The sequence below is a fragment of the Arthrobacter sp. NicSoilB4 genome (genome assembly GCF_019977335.1).
GTDB lineage: Bacteria > Actinomycetota > Actinomycetes > Actinomycetales > Micrococcaceae > Arthrobacter.
Genome location: NZ_AP024653.1, coordinates 2,396,283 through 2,411,996, shown reverse-complemented (window position 1 = coordinate 2,411,996; position 15,714 = coordinate 2,396,283). Strand labels below are relative to the sequence as shown.

The following is a 15,714-nucleotide window of genomic DNA, read 5'->3' as shown; positions in this document are numbered from 1 at the left end:
CGCGGGCAGTGCGGCTAGGGCCGCGGGACCGGGACGAACACCCTCGGCTGGTCCTTCCATTCCGGTTCCATGTCCGAGATGGTCTCCCGCATGATCCGGTCCGAAGCCTCGCGGGCGGCCGCCGGGTTCCCCGCTGCGATCGCCTCCGCCACGTCCACGTGCCACTGCAGCGCCGTGTCGCGCGGGTGGTCCGGCATCAGGCCGTGCACGGTGCGCCCGGTCAGCGTTTCGGCCACCTGGCCCACCATGTTGGCGAACATTTCGTTCCCGGAGCCGGTCAGCAGCAGGGAGTGGAAGTGGATGTCCAGCTCCAGGAACTTCGGCACGTCCCCGGCCCGGCCGGCGTCGCGCATCGCGTGCGAGACGTCCACCAGCTCGCGGCGGATCTCCTCCGGGGCGTTGGCGGCGGCCAGTTCGGCGGCCACGGGTTCGACGGCGGTGCGCAGCTCGGCGAGGGAGCGCAGCTGCGCGCCGCGGCCTTCGCCGGCGAGGCGCCAGCGGATGACCTGCGGATCGAAGGGATTCCACCGGTTGGCCGGCAACACCCGGATACCCACGCGCTTGGTCGTTTCGACCAGGCCGAGCGACTGCAGGACACGCACTGCCTCGCGGACCACCGAACGGGAGACCTGGAGTTCCTCTTCGAGGTGCTCGGCCAGCATGATGTGGCCGGCGGGGAGGTCGCCCGCGACGATGCGGGTGCCGAGATGCTCAATCGCACGGTGGTGGAGGCTGGTTGACATAGTCGTAAGCATAGTGCGGCGGGCGCTGTTCCAGCCGCCGTTTCGCCACGGACCGGCGCGGAGGGCGCCGGAAATCATAGACTGTTTGTGACGCGCCATATTCCGCCACGTGGGCACTGCTTTCCCGTAGCCCGCGGAAATACATATGGTTTATTGACAGCCACTGATCCCAAGAAGGAAAGCCCCGCCCCACGCGCGGGACGAACTGCACTCGTTGCACAGAATGAATTGGAGTTTTGATGTCAGCACACATCGGTGTCACCGGCCTTGCGGTGATGGGGGCCAACCTCGCCCGCAACCTGGCCCGGAACGGCTTCACCGTTGCCCTGCACAACCGGTCCGTCGAGAAGACCGACGCACTGCTGGCGAAGCACGGCCAGGACGGCGACTTTGTCCGCACGGAGACCCTGCAGGAGCTCGTTGACTCGCTGGAGAAGCCGCGCCGCGTGCTCATCATGGTCAAGGCCGGCAAGCCGGTCGACTCCGTGATCGAGCAGCTCGAACCGCTCCTGGAACCGGGCGACATCATCATCGACGCCGGCAACTCCCACTACGAGGACACCCGCCGCCGCGAAGCCGCGCTGGCCAAGACGGACCTGCACTTCGTCGGCATCGGCGTCTCCGGCGGTGAGGAGGGCGCCCTCAACGGCCCCTCGATCATGCCCGGCGGCTCCCGGGAGTCCTACGACGCCCTCGGCCCGCTGCTGGAAAAGATCGCCGCGCACGTCGACGGCAAGCCCTGCTGCGCCTGGATCGGCACCGACGGCGCCGGCCACTTCGTCAAGATGGTCCACAACGGCATCGAATACGCCGACATGCAGGTCATCGGCGAAGCGTTCGACCTGCTGCGCTCCGGCGCGGGCATCGAACCGGCGGACCAGTCCAAGATCTTCGAAGAGTGGAACAAGGGCGAGCTCGCCTCCTTCCTCATCGAGATCTCCGCCGAGGTCCTCGGCCACGTGGACGCCAAGACCGGCAAGCCGTTCGTCGACGTCGTCGTGGACGCTGCCGGCCAGAAGGGCACCGGCCGCTGGACCGTCATCTCCGCGCTGGAGCTGGGCTCCCCGACGTCGGGCATCGCCGAATCGGTCTTCGCCCGTGCACTGTCCTCCCAGGCCGAGCAGCGCAAGCTGGCCCAGGAACTGCTGGCCGGCGGCGAGGCCGCCGTCGAGGTGCCCGAGACCTTCGTCGAGGATGTCCGCCAGGCGCTGTACGCCTCCAAGCTGGTCTCCTACGCGCAGGGGCTGGACATGCTCACCTCAGCGGCGAAGGAATACGGCTGGGACCTGAAGCTGGACGAGATCGCCTCCCTGTGGCGCGGCGGCTGCATCATCCGCGCCGAGCTGCTCAAGGAGATCACCAAGGCGTACGCCGCGGAGGAGAAGCCGGCCAACCTGCTCTTCGCCCCGGCGTTCACCAAGGCGATCGCGGACGTCCTCCCGGCCTGGCGCCGCGTGGTCTCCACCGCCGTCCAGCTCGGCATTCCGGTGCCGGTGTTCTCCTCGTCGCTGGCGTACTACGACGGCCTGCGCCGCAAGCGCCTCCCGGCCGCCGTGATCCAGGGCCAGCGTGACCTCTTCGGCGCGCACACGTACGGCCGCGTCGACGCCGAAGGAACCTTCCACACCCTCTGGGGCGAGGACAAGTCCGAAATCGAGGCAGTGGACACCCACTAGTCCGACGATCAACGCCGGCGGCCGGTGCTCCCCGTTACTCTGGGAGCACCGGCCGTTCACGTTTCCCCTGGAACCCCGTCCACGCGGCCGTCCACGTTCCCGTCACAGGAGTGCAACAGATGACCCAGCCCGTAGCGTTCGTCACCGGTGCCTCCACCGGAATCGGTTTTGAAACAGCCTGGAAACTCGCGGCCCGCGGGTTCACCGTCTACGCGGGTGCCCGCCGCGTCGAGAAAATGGAGCCGCTCAAGGCCCACGGGGTGACGGTCCTGGCGCTGGACGTCACGGACGAGGAGTCCATGAGCGCCGCCGTCGGGCAGGTGATTGCGGACCACGGCCGGGTCGACGTCCTGGTGAACAACGCCGGCTACGGTTCCTACGGGTCGCTGGAGGAAGTGGAGCTGGCCGAGGGGCGGCGCCAGTTCGACGTCAACCTCTTCGGCCTCGCGCGGATGACCCAGCTGGTGCTCCCCGGGATGCGGGCGGCGGGGCGGGGGAGGATCATCAACGTGTCCTCGATCGGCGGAAAGATGTACGAGCCCCTGGGAGCCTGGTACCACGCCACGAAGTTCGCCGTCGAGGGCCTGAGCGACTCACTGCGCATCGAACTCAAGCCGCACGGCATTGACGTGTGCATCATCGAGCCGTCCGGAACCGAATCGGAATGGGGCGCCATCTCGGGCGACAGCCTGCTGGCCACGTCCGGCCACGGGCCCTACATGGACCAGGCGAAGGTGGTGGCGGCGGCGTTGGCTTCCACCGTGGGCTCGTCGATGTCCACCCCGCCGGACGTCATTGCCGATACGATCGTCCACGCCGCGACGTCGGCGAGGCCAAAGACCCGCTATCCGGTGGGCAAAGGCGCCCGGGCCATCCTCCTGCTGCGGCGTCTGCTGCCGGACCGGGCGTTCGACGTCGTCATCTGGAGAATCTACAAGCGGTTTCCCGCGTAGGTTCGAAAGGTCAGGCGGCAGGGCCCGCGCGTCAGATCCGGTATTCGATCAGGTATTCGGCCGGGTCGACGGCGGGCTTGGTCTCGCGCTGTGCGTCCCGGTGCCGCCACGTGGCCGGCACACCCGTGAGGATCGATTCGGCCGGGGCGTCCTTGACCACGACGGCGTTGGCGCCCACGGCGCTGTCCCGGCCGATGGTGATGGGGCCCAGGATCTTGGCTCCGGCGCCGATCACGACGCGGTCCTCGATGGTGGGGTGGCGCTTGACCTTGGCCAGGGAGCGGCCGCCGAGGGTCACGCCGTGGTAAATCATGACGTCCTCGCCGATCTCGGCGGTTTCGCCGATGACGACCCCCATGCCATGGTCGATGAAGAAGCGGCGGCCGATCGTCGCGCCGGGGTGGATCTCGATCCCGGTCAGGAACCGGGCCAGCTGCGAAATCAGCCGCGCCGGGAAGCGCAGGGCCGGGTTCTGCCACATCCGGTGCGTCACGCGGTGGAGCCAGATGGCGTGCAGGCCGGAGTAGGCAAAGAAGTTCTCAAAAGAACCTCGAGCCGCCGGGTCGTGTGACCGGGCGGCGTCGAGGTCTTCCTTCAGTCTTGCGAAGAAGCTCACAAAGACCTTTCTACGAATCTTGGGACGGGGCCGGGCTCAGCCGCGGATGTCGTCGTACAACACGGTGGAGATGTAACGCTCACCGAAGTCGCAGACCACAGCAACAATAAGCTTACCGGCGTTCTCCGGGCGCTTGGCCAGTTCCAGGGCGGCCCAGACGATCGCGCCGGAGGAGATGCCGCCGAGGATGCCTTCCTTGACGCCGAGCTCCCGGGCCACGCGGACCGAATCCTCGAGGGTGGCGTCGAGGACCTCGTCGTAGACGTTGGTGTCCAGGATTTCCGGGATGAAGTTGGCGCCGATGCCCTGGATCTTGTGCGGGCCCGGGGCGCCGCCGTTGAGGATGGCGGAGTCCTTCGGCTCGACGGCGATGATCTGCACGTCGGGCTTGCGCTCCTTCAGCACCTGTCCGACGCCGGTGACGGTTCCGCCGGTGCCGATGCCGGCGACGAAGATGTCCACCTTGCCGTCGGTGTCGGACCAGATTTCCTCGGCCGTGGTCTGGCGGTGGACCTCGGGGTTGGCCTCGTTGGCGAACTGCTGGGCCCAGATGGAGTTCTCCGTGTTGGCGACGATCTCCTGGGCCTTCTCGACGGCGCCCCGCATGCCCTCGGAGCCGGGAGTGAGCACAATCTCGGCGCCATAGGCGCGGAGCATGACCCGGCGTTCGGTGGACATGGTTTCCGGCATGGTCAGGATGACCTTGTAGCCGCGGGCGGCGCCGACCATGGCCAGGGCAATGCCTGTGTTGCCGGACGTGCCTTCGACGATGGTGCCGCCGGGCCTCAGGGCGCCGGACTTTTCCGCGGCGTCGACGATTGCGACACCGATCCGGTCCTTGACGCTGTTGGCCGGGTTGTAGAACTCCAGCTTGACGGCCACGGTGGCGTCAAGTCCTTCGGTCAGCCGGTTGAGCCGAACCAGCGGGGTGCCGCCAATCAGCTGGGTAACATCGTCATAGATCCGTGCCATGGGTGTCTGCGCCTGTCTGTTGGTGGGGGAATACTGAGGTCAGCCTAACGAGGGCCCGCAGGCCCTAGCTAAGCATTAAGCCATGCAGAGTAATATTTCCTGGCCTTGGCCAGCTTCGGATTGATGATCACCTGGCAGTAGCCCTGCTCCGGGAACTTGGCGTAGTAGTCCTGGTGGATTTCCTCGGCCCGGTGGAACACGGGCAGCCGGCTGACTTCTGTGACGATCGGGTGCGCCCACAGCGACTGGTTCCGGTCGATCGCGTCCTCAAAGAGGATCTTTTCCTCGGTGGTCTCGTAGAACATCGACGAACGGTACTGGGTTCCGACGTCGTAGCCCTGGCGGTTGAGCGTGGTGGGGTCATGGAGCGCGAAGAACATGTCCAGGATGACCTCCGGCGGGATGATCTCCTCATCGAAAGTCACCGCCACGACTTCGGCATGGCCGGTGGTTCCGGAGCAGACGGCGTAGTAGTCGGGGTTGCGGTCGTGGCCTCCGGTGTAGCCCGAAACGACCGCGCTGACACCCTTGGTTTTCTGGTAGACGGCGTCGAGGCACCAGAAGCAGCCTCCGCCGAGGACAAAAGTTCTCATGCTCTGTTCAATGGTTGAAGGGCCCCGATGATTCCCGCGTCTGCGGGGCCGGCCGGCCAATAGGGTAAAAATGTGGGTATGGAACCTGTAAACACCGACGTTTCAGCCGACCCTTCCGAAGGAAGCGGCGCTGCCGGCAACGGATCCGCGGAAACGCCCGGGGCACCCACCCTGGGAATGATCCTGCTGGCCGTCGAAGAGCTTTGGCCGGAGTCCCTCGCCGAGGACTGGGACGAGGTGGGCCTCGTCGCGGGGCACCCCTCCGCCGGGGTGAGCAGGATCCTCTTTGCCGTCGATCCAACCCTTGACGTGATCGAGGAAGCCATCGAGTTCGGCGCCGAACTGCTGATCACCCACCATCCGCTGCTGCTCAAGGGCGTCACCTCGGTCGCGGCGACCACTGCCAAGGGACGGGCCGTGCACCGCCTGATCGAATCGGGCACGGGCCTGCTGACGGTGCACACCAACGGTGATTCCGCCGTCGGCGGTGTCTCGGATGTCCTGGCCGACGCGCTGGGACTGCAGAACGTCGCCCCGCTGAGCCCTGCGGTGAACGGCCTGCCGGAAGAAGGCATCGGGCGGGTCGGGGACCTCGAGGAAGTCCTTACCCTCGGCGACTTTGCCGCCCGCGTCTTCGGCATCCTGCCCGCGGTCGCCGGCGGAGTGCGCGTCTCCGGGGACAGGGACGGGCTGGTCCGCCGCGTGGCCGTCTGCGGCGGCGCCGGGGATTCCCTCCTCGGCGAGGTCCGGGCCAGCAACGCCGACGTCTACCTGACCGCCGACCTACGGCACCACCCGGCGTCGGAAGCCCGGGAGGCGGCGGTCAACGACCGGCCGTACCTGATCGACGTCTCGCACTTTGCCAGCGAGTGGCTGTGGCTGCCGGCCGCCGCCGAGGCGCTCGGCAACGTGCTGAACGACCAGGGCCACGACGTCGAGATCCGGGTCAGCACCACCAACAGCGATCCGTGGGACTTCATTCTGACTCCGGGCTAAGCCTGGCGCGCGAGGGGCCCCGGGTGAGCGCAGCGAGGCCGGGGCGCACGCTAGGCGCTAGAGTCTAAAGAGCGCCGACTAGGTGCCCGGCTCCGGCCGGCAGGGAACAAGCGGAGGTAAATAGTGGCCAAGGCAGCACCGGCGGAACAGTTGAAGTTGCTCGAATTGCAGGGACTTGATGCGAAGCTCAAATCCCTGTCCAACCGCCGCCGAAGCCTTGAAAGCGACTCCCGGATCACCGATCTTGAAGCAGCCCTCAGCGTGGCCAACGGCGAACTCGGTGCCGCGAAGGTGGCGGTCCATGACGCCGAACTCGAGCTCAAGCGCGCCGAGGCGGACGTGGAGCAGGTTGCTTCGCGGATCGAACGGGACGAGGCGAAGCTCAACAGCGGCACCGGCCTTTCCAAGGACCTCGTGGCGCTGCAGCGCGACCTCGTGTCCCTGAACAAACGCCGGTCCGACCTCGAGGACGTGGAGCTGGAAGTGCTGGAGCGGCTGGATTCCCTGCGCCTGCGCCAGGCCACGCAGCAGCAGATTGTTGACGACATCCAGGGTTCCTTCGGCTCCATCCGCTCGGAGCTGGACGAGCAGCTCGCGGAGATCGCCGCCGAGGCCACGGTGGTGCGGGGCAAGCGTGCCGAATTCGCCGACGGCCTGGATGCCGGGCTGCTGGCGGTCTACGAGAAGACCCTCGCCAAGCGCGGCGTCGGCGCTGCCCGCCTCTTCCACGGAACATCCGAGGGATCGGGCATGCAGCTGAGCCCGGGCGACCTTGCCGAGATCAAGGCCGCCGCCGAGGACGATATCGTGTTCTGCCCCGATTCCGGCTGCATCCTGGTCCGCTCGGCCGAGTGGAGTGGGCCCAACCTCCCGACTGACTAGCAGTTAAGGCCGTTTTGGGGGCTCAAAACGGCCCCTGCTGCGAGCTAGTTGGGCAGGATGATGTTCAGGGTGTGCGGCTTCCGGGCCGTCCCGTCGACCAGTTCCGCGGTCCACTTCTCGGCCGCCGCCTTCCGCAGCTGGGCGGGAGTCTGCGGCGCCTTGCCCCGGCGGGTCAGCAGGTGGCGGGATAGTTCGCCCCGGGTGTGCTTGGCGAAGTGGCTGACCACCTTACGGACGCCGTTGACCTCGGTGAACACGTTTACGGCGACCGTCTGCGGCGGTGGCGGAGCCCACGCGGCTGCGTAAGTGCTGGAGCGGCAGTCCACGAGGAGTTCCCCGTCCGTGGCGGCCGCCAGGGCCTCAGTGAGCTGCGGCTTCCAGAAGGACGCCAGGCGTCCGACTTCGGGCAGTGCGGTGGCCATCGACAGCCGGTAGGCAGGGACGCTGTCGCCGAAGCGGATGGCGCCCCAGAGCGCGGAAATGACCAGCACGGAATCGTCGGCCTTGCGCTTCTGCCCAGCTGTCAGCGAGTCATAGCCCAGCGCGTCGTACAGCACGCCGGAGTAAACCTGATGGGCGGGCGCCGCCGGCTCGGCGTGCAGCCGTGTGTTGCGTTCGACGTCGGCCCGCAGCGAGGCGCCGACGCCCAGGAGTGCCAGGGCGTCCTCGTGCGCGCTGACCGTGCCGAGACCCTCCAGCACCTTGGCCCGGTAGGCGTTCAGCCCGGGGAAACTCAGGGAAGCCCAGTCGACGGCGTCGCCGTCCGTGGCGGGGGTCTTGCCTTCGGAGGGCGGCAGCAGAATCAGCACCGCACAATCTTAGCGGTGCAATCCCGGCGGCGGGCTTAGGCCAGGTTGCGGCCGAGGAAGGAGAATACGTCGGGCAGGATGGCGCGCCAGTAGCCGTCGTCGTGGCCGCCGGGCTGGAAGCCGCCTTCGACGGCGCCCGGGAGCCCTGCGCGGTACGCCCTGACGGTGGCGGCAAGGTCGTCCCCGGTGCCGCAGTCGATCCTCTTGGGCACCGCCGCGAGCCGGGGCCGGAGCGCGAACACATCGTTGGCCGCGAAGTCGGCCGGGTCATCGAAGGCACCTTCGATCCGCGAGTCGTAGTTGTCCCAGACCGCCGGACTCATGGCCGCGACGGCCCGGACGCCGGGCAGCCGGCCCTGGGAGGCGAGCAGGAGGGAACCGAAGCCGCCCATGGAGAGGCCGAAGAGACCGATCCTGCCGAGGTCGTAGCCTTCGCCGCCAAGGTACGGAACAAATTCCTTCACCAGCATCGACTGGGTGTCGCTGCCGTCCGCACGGGCATGCCACCAGGTGTTCCCGCCGTCCACTGCGGCGACGGCAAACGGCGTGCCGCCGGCATCCACGTGCCGTTGCAGGGCCTCATGGGCTGCCAATCCGTCCAGCAGGACCCTGTGGCTGCCGCCGAGCCCATGCAGGAACACTGCGACGGGCAGCTGGGGCCGCGCACCGCCGGCCGGCAGCTCAGGCGCGGCCAGCGCCCAGTGGCTGGTGACCCCCTGGCGGTAGGCCGAGACGAATGAGCCTGAGCTGGTGCGGACGGTCAGCGGGCCGGCGGGGGACGTGACAGCGGGCTCGATCCCGGCGGTGCAGGCCGCAAGCGCGGAGGCGCCAAGGCCGATTCCTGCAAGCTCAAGCAGCCGGCGCCGGGTCAGGGTTGACTCGTCCATTCCCCGATCATAGGCCCGGCCGCCGGACGTGTCCCCGGACGTGTGCCCGCTGACCGTAGAATGGACAGCGGATGGGTTGACCAGGCGGCCGCGCGTCACGCAAGTGGCTCGAGGAACGTCCGGGCTCCGCAGGGCAGGGTGGTGGGTAACGCCCACTCGGGGTAACCCGCAGGCCAGTGCCACAGAGAACAGACCGCCTGCATGCGGCGTGTGCTTGCACGGGCTGCAGGGCAGGTAAGGGTGAAACGGTGGTGTAAGAGACCACCAGCTTCCCGGGTGACCGGGAAGGCTAGGTAAACCCCACCCGGAGCAAGGCCAGACAGGACACGTTTGAGGGCTGCCCGCCCGAGTGTCCGGGTAGGCTGCTGGAGGGCGTCGGCAACGGCGTTCGTAGATGGATGGCCGCTAGTCCCGCGCCGGTAACGGCGCGGGAACACAGAACCCGGCGTATCGGTCAACCCATCCACTCACACCGCCGGGAATCCGCGCCATCGCTATCGTTTCCGCCGCCGCGTGCCAGCTGGCCGCACGCGCGCCCGGGATTGCGCGGTGGCCCGAATGCTTGACATCGTCCAAGCCGGATCAGACACTTCAGGGAACGCTTCGAGTGGCAATGGTGTTCGCGAACGCATAGGAGTCAGGGTGCCGGAGGACGCAGCGTACGACTATGTGATTGCCGGGGGCGGCAGCGCCGGCAGTGTTCTCGCCGGCCGGCTCAGCGAAGACCCCTCGGTTCGCGTCCTGCTGCTCGAGGCCGGCAGGTCCGACCGCCATCCGTTGATCCATGTCCCCGCAGGCTTCCCGAGGCTGAAGAACGGGCCATACCAGTGGGACTATGCGAGTGTCCCGCAGGCGCACAGCAACGGCCGCCGCATCCCGCTGGCCCAGGGCCGCGTGCTGGGCGGCGGCGGGTCCATCAACTCCCAGGTCTTCACCCGCGGCGTGGCAGAGGACTACGACAGCTGGGTCTCCGACTTTGGCTGCGAGGGCTGGTCCGCCGATGAGGTGAACAGATACTTTGTGCGCTCGGAGTCGAACAGCCGGCTCTCGGCACCGCACCACGGGACCCAGGGCCCGCTCGGAGTCTCCGACCTCCTGCGTCCCCACCAGCTCTCGGCGGCCTTCGTGAAGGCGGGCCAGGAGTACGGGCTGCCCTACAACAGCGACTTCAACGGAGCTGAACAGTACGGCGTCGGCTTCTACCAGACCACCACGAAGAACGGCCGCCGGTGCAGTGCGGCCGTTGCCTACCTCAAACCCGCCCGCAATCGTCCCAACCTCACCGTCCGCGCCAATGTGACCGTTTCCAGGGTGGTCATCAGGAACGGCCGGGCCGTCGGGATCCATGCGATCGAAGGCGGCAGCCCGCGCACGTACAGCGCCAACCGCGAGGTGATTGTCTCGGCCGGCGCCTTTGGTTCACCCAAGCTGCTGCAGCTGTCCGGCATCGGAGACCCGGAGGATCTCGCGGCGGCAGGCATCGACACCGTCCATGCCCTGCCCGGCGTCGGCAAGAACCTGCACGATCACTGTGACGTTGACATCGTCTACGAGCTCAGGGATTACCACAGCATGGACCGCTTCAACCAGGTGCGTCCAGCCACGGTCCTGGCCGGCGTCGAGTACCTTGCCTTCCGTTCGGGACCCTTCGCTTCAACCCTTGTCGAGGCCGGCGGCTTCAGCTACGCCAACCAGGACGAGAAGACCCCCGACCTGCAGTTCCATTTCCTGCCGGCCGCCCGGGCGGGGACAGGCGCCGAGGCGCTGAAGCCAGGATTCGGGGCCACGTTGAACTCGTACTTCCTGCGGCCACGCAGCAGGGGGACTGTCCGCCCTGCCTCGTCCGACCCGGATCGGGCACCCCTCATCGATCCGAACTACCTCGCCGACGACTACGACATCGAGATGGCCATCGCCGGGGTGCAGCAGAGCCGTCAGATCATGGAGCAGTCATCGATGGCGGAGCTCGTCAAGGCGGAGCACATCGGGGACGGCACACGTGTCCAAACCCGCGACGAGTACGTGAAATTCGTCCGCGCCTTCGGCAGGACCTCGTACCACCCCGTTGGCACCTGCGCGATGGGAACCTCCGATGATTCCGTTGTCTCCCCGCGGCTCAAGGTCCATGGCATCGAGGGGCTGCGCGTCGTCGACTCCTCGATCATGCCACGCCTGGTCAGTGCCAACACGCAGGCGCCCACCATCATGATCGCGGAAAAAGCCGTGGACATGATCCTGGCAGAAGCCAACTAGGCGAGCTAAAGGCCCAGCTGCTCCGCCAGCTCCCACGGTGTGTCGGTAAAGACCCCGTCCGCGCCGTCCGCGCGCAGCCTCGCCGCGGTTGCCGGGTCGTTGACCGTATAGGCCCAAACGGTCAGTCCGGCGTCCTTGAGGCTCCGCAGGTAGCCCGGGCTGACGTCCTTGTGCGGGCCGACGTAAGCGATGCCGCTGGAGCTGATCGATGCGGGATCCGGCTCCGCCCCGTCCCGCAGCAGGTACAGCACCTGCAGCCCCGACCGGGCGAGGGCCCGGGCGGCCGGGAAGCTGAACGTCTGCACCACCACTTTGTCCTGGATGCCGCGCTCCAGGATGGTCTTCGAGAAGGCGTCCGGGTCGATGGCAGGGTCCTTCAGTTCCGGGACCAGGATGTTCCGTCCGCCGTAGAGATCCAGCATGGCCTCCCACGTCGTCGGAGTCCCTTCGGCACCGCCCAGCGGGTGGACGATGTGGGCCGCCGCCCACTGCTCCGCCGTGATGCCGGCGGGAGGGCCGCTGAGCCCTGACATGGTCCGCTCGGCGGCGTCGTCGTGCAGCGGTACGAGCGTTCCATCCTGTAGCTGCCGCAGATCCGTTTCGATCGGGAACGCCGTTTTGCTCACGGCCTCGAAGGCTTCCGCGGAGGACTCGGGGTAGACCAGGGCCCCGCCGCGGTGCGCCACCAGGGTGAACGCTGCCGCCGTCGTCGGCGCGGGGCCGGACGACGACGGTGATGCTGCCGCCGTTGTCGGCGCGGGGCCGGACGCCGGCGCGGCCGCGGCGCAGCCGGTGCACAGCACCACGCCCAGCAGGAGGACCCCAACCTTGAACATCGCCCCAGCGTAACTGGCGCGATGCTTTGTGTGAGTCATTTCACGCACTCCCGTGGCCGGACCCCGCCGGGCCGCCCGTAGAATGGATGGTGAACGTAGAAGTTCTGCCGCCGGGTCTGCGTTCGCAGCCGGTGGTTTTTCTTTGCTTGAACGGGCGCCCGGGGTGGACCGAATCCCCGGCGCCGAGGTACCGGACACCCTCCGGCTGCCGCTTCCGCATACGACGTCGTATGTGGTGGATTCTAGGAAGGTATTTCTGTGAGCCAGACGTCAGATTCTTGTCTTGATACGTGGATGGGCCGGGAGGCGCTCGCCGAGGCCATGATTCCGGTGATCGGCCGGCTGTACCGCGAAAACAACGTGGTCACGTCCATCCACGGCCGCAGCCTGATCAACAAGTCCACCATGAACATCCTCAAGGCACACCGCTTCGCTCGCCGGATGAGCAAGGAAGAACTGCGCCTTGAGGAGACCGCCCCGCTGCTGGACGCCCTGACCAAGCTGGAGCTTGGCGCCGCAGCCATCGACATTGCCCGCCTGACCGAGAAGTACCGTGTCGAGGGCAACGGCGCAACCCTGGACGAGTTCCTCCGCAAGGAACTCGCCGAGGTTGTGGGCAAGCGCGGCGGCGACGACCGCACCAGCACCGACGTCGTCCTCTACGGCTTCGGCCGCATCGGCCGGCTCCTGGCCCGCCTCCTGATCGAAAAGGCCGGCGGCGGGCACGGACTGCGCCTGCGCGCCATTGTGGTCCGCCGCGGTTCGGACAACGACCTCGCCAAGCGCGCCAGCCTGCTGCGCCGCGACTCGGTCCACGGCTCCTTCGAGGGCACCATCAAGGTGGACCTCGAGAACGACACCATCACCGCCAACGGGGTCCAGATCCAGGTCATCTACTCGGACAACCCCTCGACGGTCGACTACACCGCCTACGGCATCCACGACGCGCTGGTCGTCGACAACACGGGACGCTGGCGCGACGCCGAGGGACTGTCCCAGCACCTCCAGAGCAAGGGCGTTTCCCGGGTGCTGCTCACCGCTCCGGGCAAGGGCGAGCTGAAGAACATCGTGCACGGCATCAACCACACCGCGATCCAGGACTCGGACACGATCGTCTCGGCCGCCTCCTGCACCACCAACGCCATCACGCCTGTCCTGAAGGCGATCAACGACCGCTACGGCGTGGTCCATGGCCATGTGGAGACCGTCCACTCCTTCACGAACGACCAGAACCTGATCGACAACTTCCACAAGGGCGACCGCCGCGGACGGTCCGCCGCCCTGAACATGGTCATCACCGAGACCGGCGCCGCCAAGGCCGTCGCCAAGGCCCTGCCCGAACTCCTCGGCAAGCTCACCGGCAGCTCCATCCGCGTCCCCACCCCGGACGTGTCGCTGGCCATCCTGAACCTCAGCCTGGAGAACGGCACCACCAAGGACGAGGTCAACGACTACCTGCGGGAAATGTCGCTGCACTCGGACCTCCGCAAGCAGATCGACTACATCGATTCGCCCGAGGTGGTCTCCACCGACTTCGTCGGCTCCCGCCGTGCCGGCATCGTCGATGGCCTCGCCACGATCTCCAACGAGAAGAACCTGGTTCTTTACGTCTGGTACGACAACGAATTCGGCTACAGCTGCCAGGTGGTCCGCGTCATGGAGGAAATGGCCGGCGTGAACCCGCCGTCGTTCCCCGCCAAGGACGCAGCCGCAACCCTGGAGGCAGCCGGCCTGCCCGTCGAGGTCACGGCCTGACACCCCGGCCCTGAATTCCGTTCCGCCTTTCCCGGCCGATCCTCTGGAATCGGCCGGGAAAGGGCACCACAATAGTGCAATGGAACAGAACTCGGCAGTGGAGCACGAAACCACCCTGGAACACGCGCTGGACGTCGCGCGGCGCAACGTCAAGGAAGCCAAACGGCTCCTGGACGATGCCCGCGCCAAACAAGCGGCCGGTGATGTCGACGAGGCGCGGGTCCAGCAACTCGAATCGCTCTTGGCCCTCGCCAACGAAGACCTTGTGCGCGTGACGAAAGAGAACTGACAAGGCACTCGTCCTCCACACTGTGGACAACCCCCGCGGCGCCGGGGGACCGGCCTAGGCTTCGGGTGTGGAGAGACTCCGACCGGCCGCGCAGCCCGCATGACGCTCACCTGGGCGGAGTTCCGGCGCGAACGACGGCGGTCCCGCCAGGCGTGGGCACTGCTGGCCGCCGCTGCCCTTGCCGCAGCCGCGGGACTGGGATGGTTCTTCACCGCCGGACAGTTTGCCGCCGTCGAGCCGCCCACCGACGGACCCAGCGACGCGCCCGTGCTGGCGGCCGGCTGGATGGACGCCGTTCCCTCCGTGCGGACGGTCCCTTCGGGTCCCGCCGCGGTGCTGTTGGACACGCTTCCCGTCAAGGGCCGGGCGGGCAGGGACAACTACGACCGCAGCGCCTTCGGCCAGGCGTGGCTGGACGTGGACCGCAACGGCTGCGATACGCGCAACGACATCCTCCGCCGGGACCTCGCCGGCGTCGAATTCACCGCCGAATCCAGCTGCCGGGTGGCCGGCGGAACCTTCCGGGAACCCTACACCGGCCGGCAGTTGACCTTCCGCAGGGGTGCCGGCAGCAGCAAAGCCGTGCAGATCGACCACGTCGTGGCGCTGGGGGATGCCTGGCAAAAGGGAGCCCAGCAGCTGACGCCGGCGCAACGCGAGCACCTGGCGAACGATCCGCTGAACCTGATCGCCGTCGACGGCCCTGCCAACCAGGACAAAAGCGCCTCCGACGCCGCCACCTGGCTGCCGCCGAACAAGGCGTTCCGCTGCCACTACGTCGCCCGGCAGGTCTCGGTCAAGGCGGCTTACCGGTTGTGGGTCACTCCGGCGGAGAAGGACGCGATGAAGCGGGTCCTCGCCTCCTGCCCGCAGCAGCAGACCATTGTTCCGGATCCGGCCGCTAGACTGCAGCGATGAATGCAACCATGACAATCGTCGAGTTCCTCGCCCCCTATTTCGGCAGCTGGAACGGCACCAACGATTTACGGATCATGCCGACGGACGACTACCGGCGTTCGCCCGCGGATGCCACGGCAGGCGTGACCGCACATGACTTCGCCACGATCTCCTACACCTGGGCGGAGGACGGGAAGCCGCAGGACGGCGTGCTGCTGCTCGGCGGCACGGCAGCTGCGGCCCAAGCGGTCTGGGCGGATTCGTGGCACACGGCCAAGACCTGGCTGAACCTGGCCGGGGAAGTGGGCCCGGACGGCGTCCTCCGCCTGACCGGCTCGTACCCCGCACCGGAAGGCCCGGACTGGGGCTGGCAGATCCACATCACGCCGGCGGAGGCGAAGATCACCATGCACAACGTCGTCCCCGGGCATGATCCCTATCAGGTCGTCGAACTGCTGACCGGCACTCCGCGCTAGCCGGGGCCTTTCCGACGGCGCCGTGGACGGGCCTGCGCCTTCCTTAGATAGCGAGCCTGACGGGCCCGGCCGTCCCCGGGC

The 15,714-nt window shown here is 67.5% G+C and carries 16 protein-coding genes and 1 other RNA gene; 10 read left to right on the top strand and 7 right to left on the bottom strand.

Annotation, left to right across the window (positions count from 1 at the left end):
* Window positions 1–14: 14 nt before the first annotated feature.
* Window positions 15–743, bottom strand: a complete 729-nt coding sequence (locus tag LDO13_RS10945; protein WP_224046781.1) for an FCD domain-containing protein — start codon at window positions 741–743, stop codon at window positions 15–17.
* 239 nt (window positions 744–982) lie between these two features.
* Here LDO13_RS10945 and gndA point away from each other — a divergent pair, with 239 nt between their 5' ends.
* Window positions 983–2,419, top strand: coding sequence for an NADP-dependent phosphogluconate dehydrogenase (gene gndA / locus LDO13_RS10940; protein ID WP_224046780.1), 1,437 nt, complete (start codon window positions 983–985; stop codon window positions 2,417–2,419).
* A gap of 119 nt (window positions 2,420–2,538) precedes the next feature.
* On the top strand, window positions 2,539–3,372 hold the full coding sequence (locus LDO13_RS10935; RefSeq protein ID WP_224046779.1) for an oxidoreductase: 834 nt from the start codon (window positions 2,539–2,541) through the stop codon (window positions 3,370–3,372).
* A 31-nt stretch (window positions 3,373–3,403) separates the two neighbouring features.
* On the opposite strand, the gene epsC is transcribed toward LDO13_RS10935, so the two are convergent.
* The 3 genes from epsC to msrA form a co-directional block, all read right to left on the bottom strand.
* Window positions 3,404–3,988, bottom strand: a complete 585-nt coding sequence (gene epsC / locus LDO13_RS10930; RefSeq protein ID WP_224046778.1) for a serine O-acetyltransferase EpsC — start codon at window positions 3,986–3,988, stop codon at window positions 3,404–3,406.
* Window positions 3,989–4,024: 36 nt separating this feature from the next.
* Window positions 4,025–4,960 carry a cysteine synthase A gene (gene cysK, locus LDO13_RS10925; protein ID WP_224046777.1) on the bottom strand — a complete coding sequence of 312 codons (936 nt, stop codon included), beginning with the start codon at window positions 4,958–4,960 and terminating at the stop codon, window positions 4,025–4,027.
* Window positions 4,961–5,028: 68 nt separating this feature from the next.
* A complete protein-coding gene (gene msrA, locus LDO13_RS10920; protein ID WP_224046776.1) occupies window positions 5,029–5,553 on the bottom strand; it encodes a peptide-methionine (S)-S-oxide reductase MsrA in 525 nt (174 codons plus the stop codon).
* 78 nt (window positions 5,554–5,631) lie between these two features.
* Between msrA and LDO13_RS10915 the strand changes: the two genes are divergently transcribed.
* Both LDO13_RS10915 and LDO13_RS10910 read left to right on the top strand, forming a co-directional pair.
* Window positions 5,632–6,549: a Nif3-like dinuclear metal center hexameric protein gene (locus tag LDO13_RS10915; RefSeq protein WP_224046775.1), complete on the top strand. Its 918-nt coding sequence runs from the start codon at window positions 5,632–5,634 to the stop codon at window positions 6,547–6,549.
* 123 nt (window positions 6,550–6,672) lie between these two features.
* Window positions 6,673–7,431 (top strand): C4-type zinc ribbon domain-containing protein, encoded by a 759-nt coding sequence (locus LDO13_RS10910; RefSeq protein ID WP_224046774.1) that lies wholly within the window; start codon window positions 6,673–6,675, stop codon window positions 7,429–7,431.
* Between the two features lie 44 nt (window positions 7,432–7,475).
* On the opposite strand, the gene LDO13_RS10905 is transcribed toward LDO13_RS10910, so the two are convergent.
* A complete protein-coding gene (locus LDO13_RS10905) occupies window positions 7,476–8,240 on the bottom strand; it encodes a peroxide stress protein YaaA (RefSeq protein ID WP_224046773.1) in 765 nt (254 codons plus the stop codon).
* Between the two features lie 35 nt (window positions 8,241–8,275).
* On the bottom strand, window positions 8,276–9,127 hold the full coding sequence (locus tag LDO13_RS10900) for an alpha/beta hydrolase-fold protein (RefSeq protein WP_224046772.1): 852 nt from the start codon (window positions 9,125–9,127) through the stop codon (window positions 8,276–8,278).
* 72 nt (window positions 9,128–9,199) lie between these two features.
* Between LDO13_RS10900 and rnpB the strand changes: the two genes are divergently transcribed.
* Both rnpB and LDO13_RS10890 read left to right on the top strand, forming a co-directional pair.
* Window positions 9,200–9,593: RNase P RNA component class A (gene rnpB / locus LDO13_RS10895), an RNA gene on the top strand.
* A 176-nt stretch (window positions 9,594–9,769) separates the two neighbouring features.
* Window positions 9,770–11,380 (top strand): GMC family oxidoreductase N-terminal domain-containing protein, encoded by a 1,611-nt coding sequence (locus LDO13_RS10890; protein WP_224046771.1) that lies wholly within the window; start codon window positions 9,770–9,772, stop codon window positions 11,378–11,380.
* Window positions 11,381–11,385: 5 nt separating this feature from the next.
* On the opposite strand, the gene LDO13_RS10885 is transcribed toward LDO13_RS10890, so the two are convergent.
* Complete coding sequence (locus LDO13_RS10885; protein ID WP_224046770.1) at window positions 11,386–12,216, bottom strand: glycerophosphodiester phosphodiesterase; 831 nt, start codon at window positions 12,214–12,216, stop codon at window positions 11,386–11,388.
* Window positions 12,217–12,510: 294 nt separating this feature from the next.
* On the opposite strand from LDO13_RS10885, the gene LDO13_RS10880 reads away from it, so the two are divergent.
* The 4 genes from LDO13_RS10880 (at window position 12,511) to LDO13_RS10865 (ending at window position 15,633) form a co-directional block, all read left to right on the top strand.
* Window positions 12,511–13,971 (top strand): glyceraldehyde-3-phosphate dehydrogenase, encoded by a 1,461-nt coding sequence (locus tag LDO13_RS10880; protein WP_263422170.1) that lies wholly within the window; start codon window positions 12,511–12,513, stop codon window positions 13,969–13,971.
* Between the two features lie 79 nt (window positions 13,972–14,050).
* Window positions 14,051–14,260 carry a hypothetical protein gene (locus LDO13_RS10875; RefSeq protein ID WP_224046768.1) on the top strand — a complete coding sequence of 70 codons (210 nt, stop codon included), beginning with the start codon at window positions 14,051–14,053 and terminating at the stop codon, window positions 14,258–14,260.
* A 99-nt stretch (window positions 14,261–14,359) separates the two neighbouring features.
* Window positions 14,360–15,178, top strand: a complete 819-nt coding sequence (locus LDO13_RS10870; RefSeq protein ID WP_224046767.1) for an HNH endonuclease family protein — start codon at window positions 14,360–14,362, stop codon at window positions 15,176–15,178.
* On the top strand, window positions 15,175–15,633 hold the full coding sequence (locus tag LDO13_RS10865; protein WP_224046766.1) for a DUF1579 domain-containing protein: 459 nt from the start codon (window positions 15,175–15,177) through the stop codon (window positions 15,631–15,633). Before LDO13_RS10870 ends, LDO13_RS10865 begins: the two co-directional genes overlap by 4 nt.
* Window positions 15,634–15,714 lie beyond the last annotated feature (81 nt).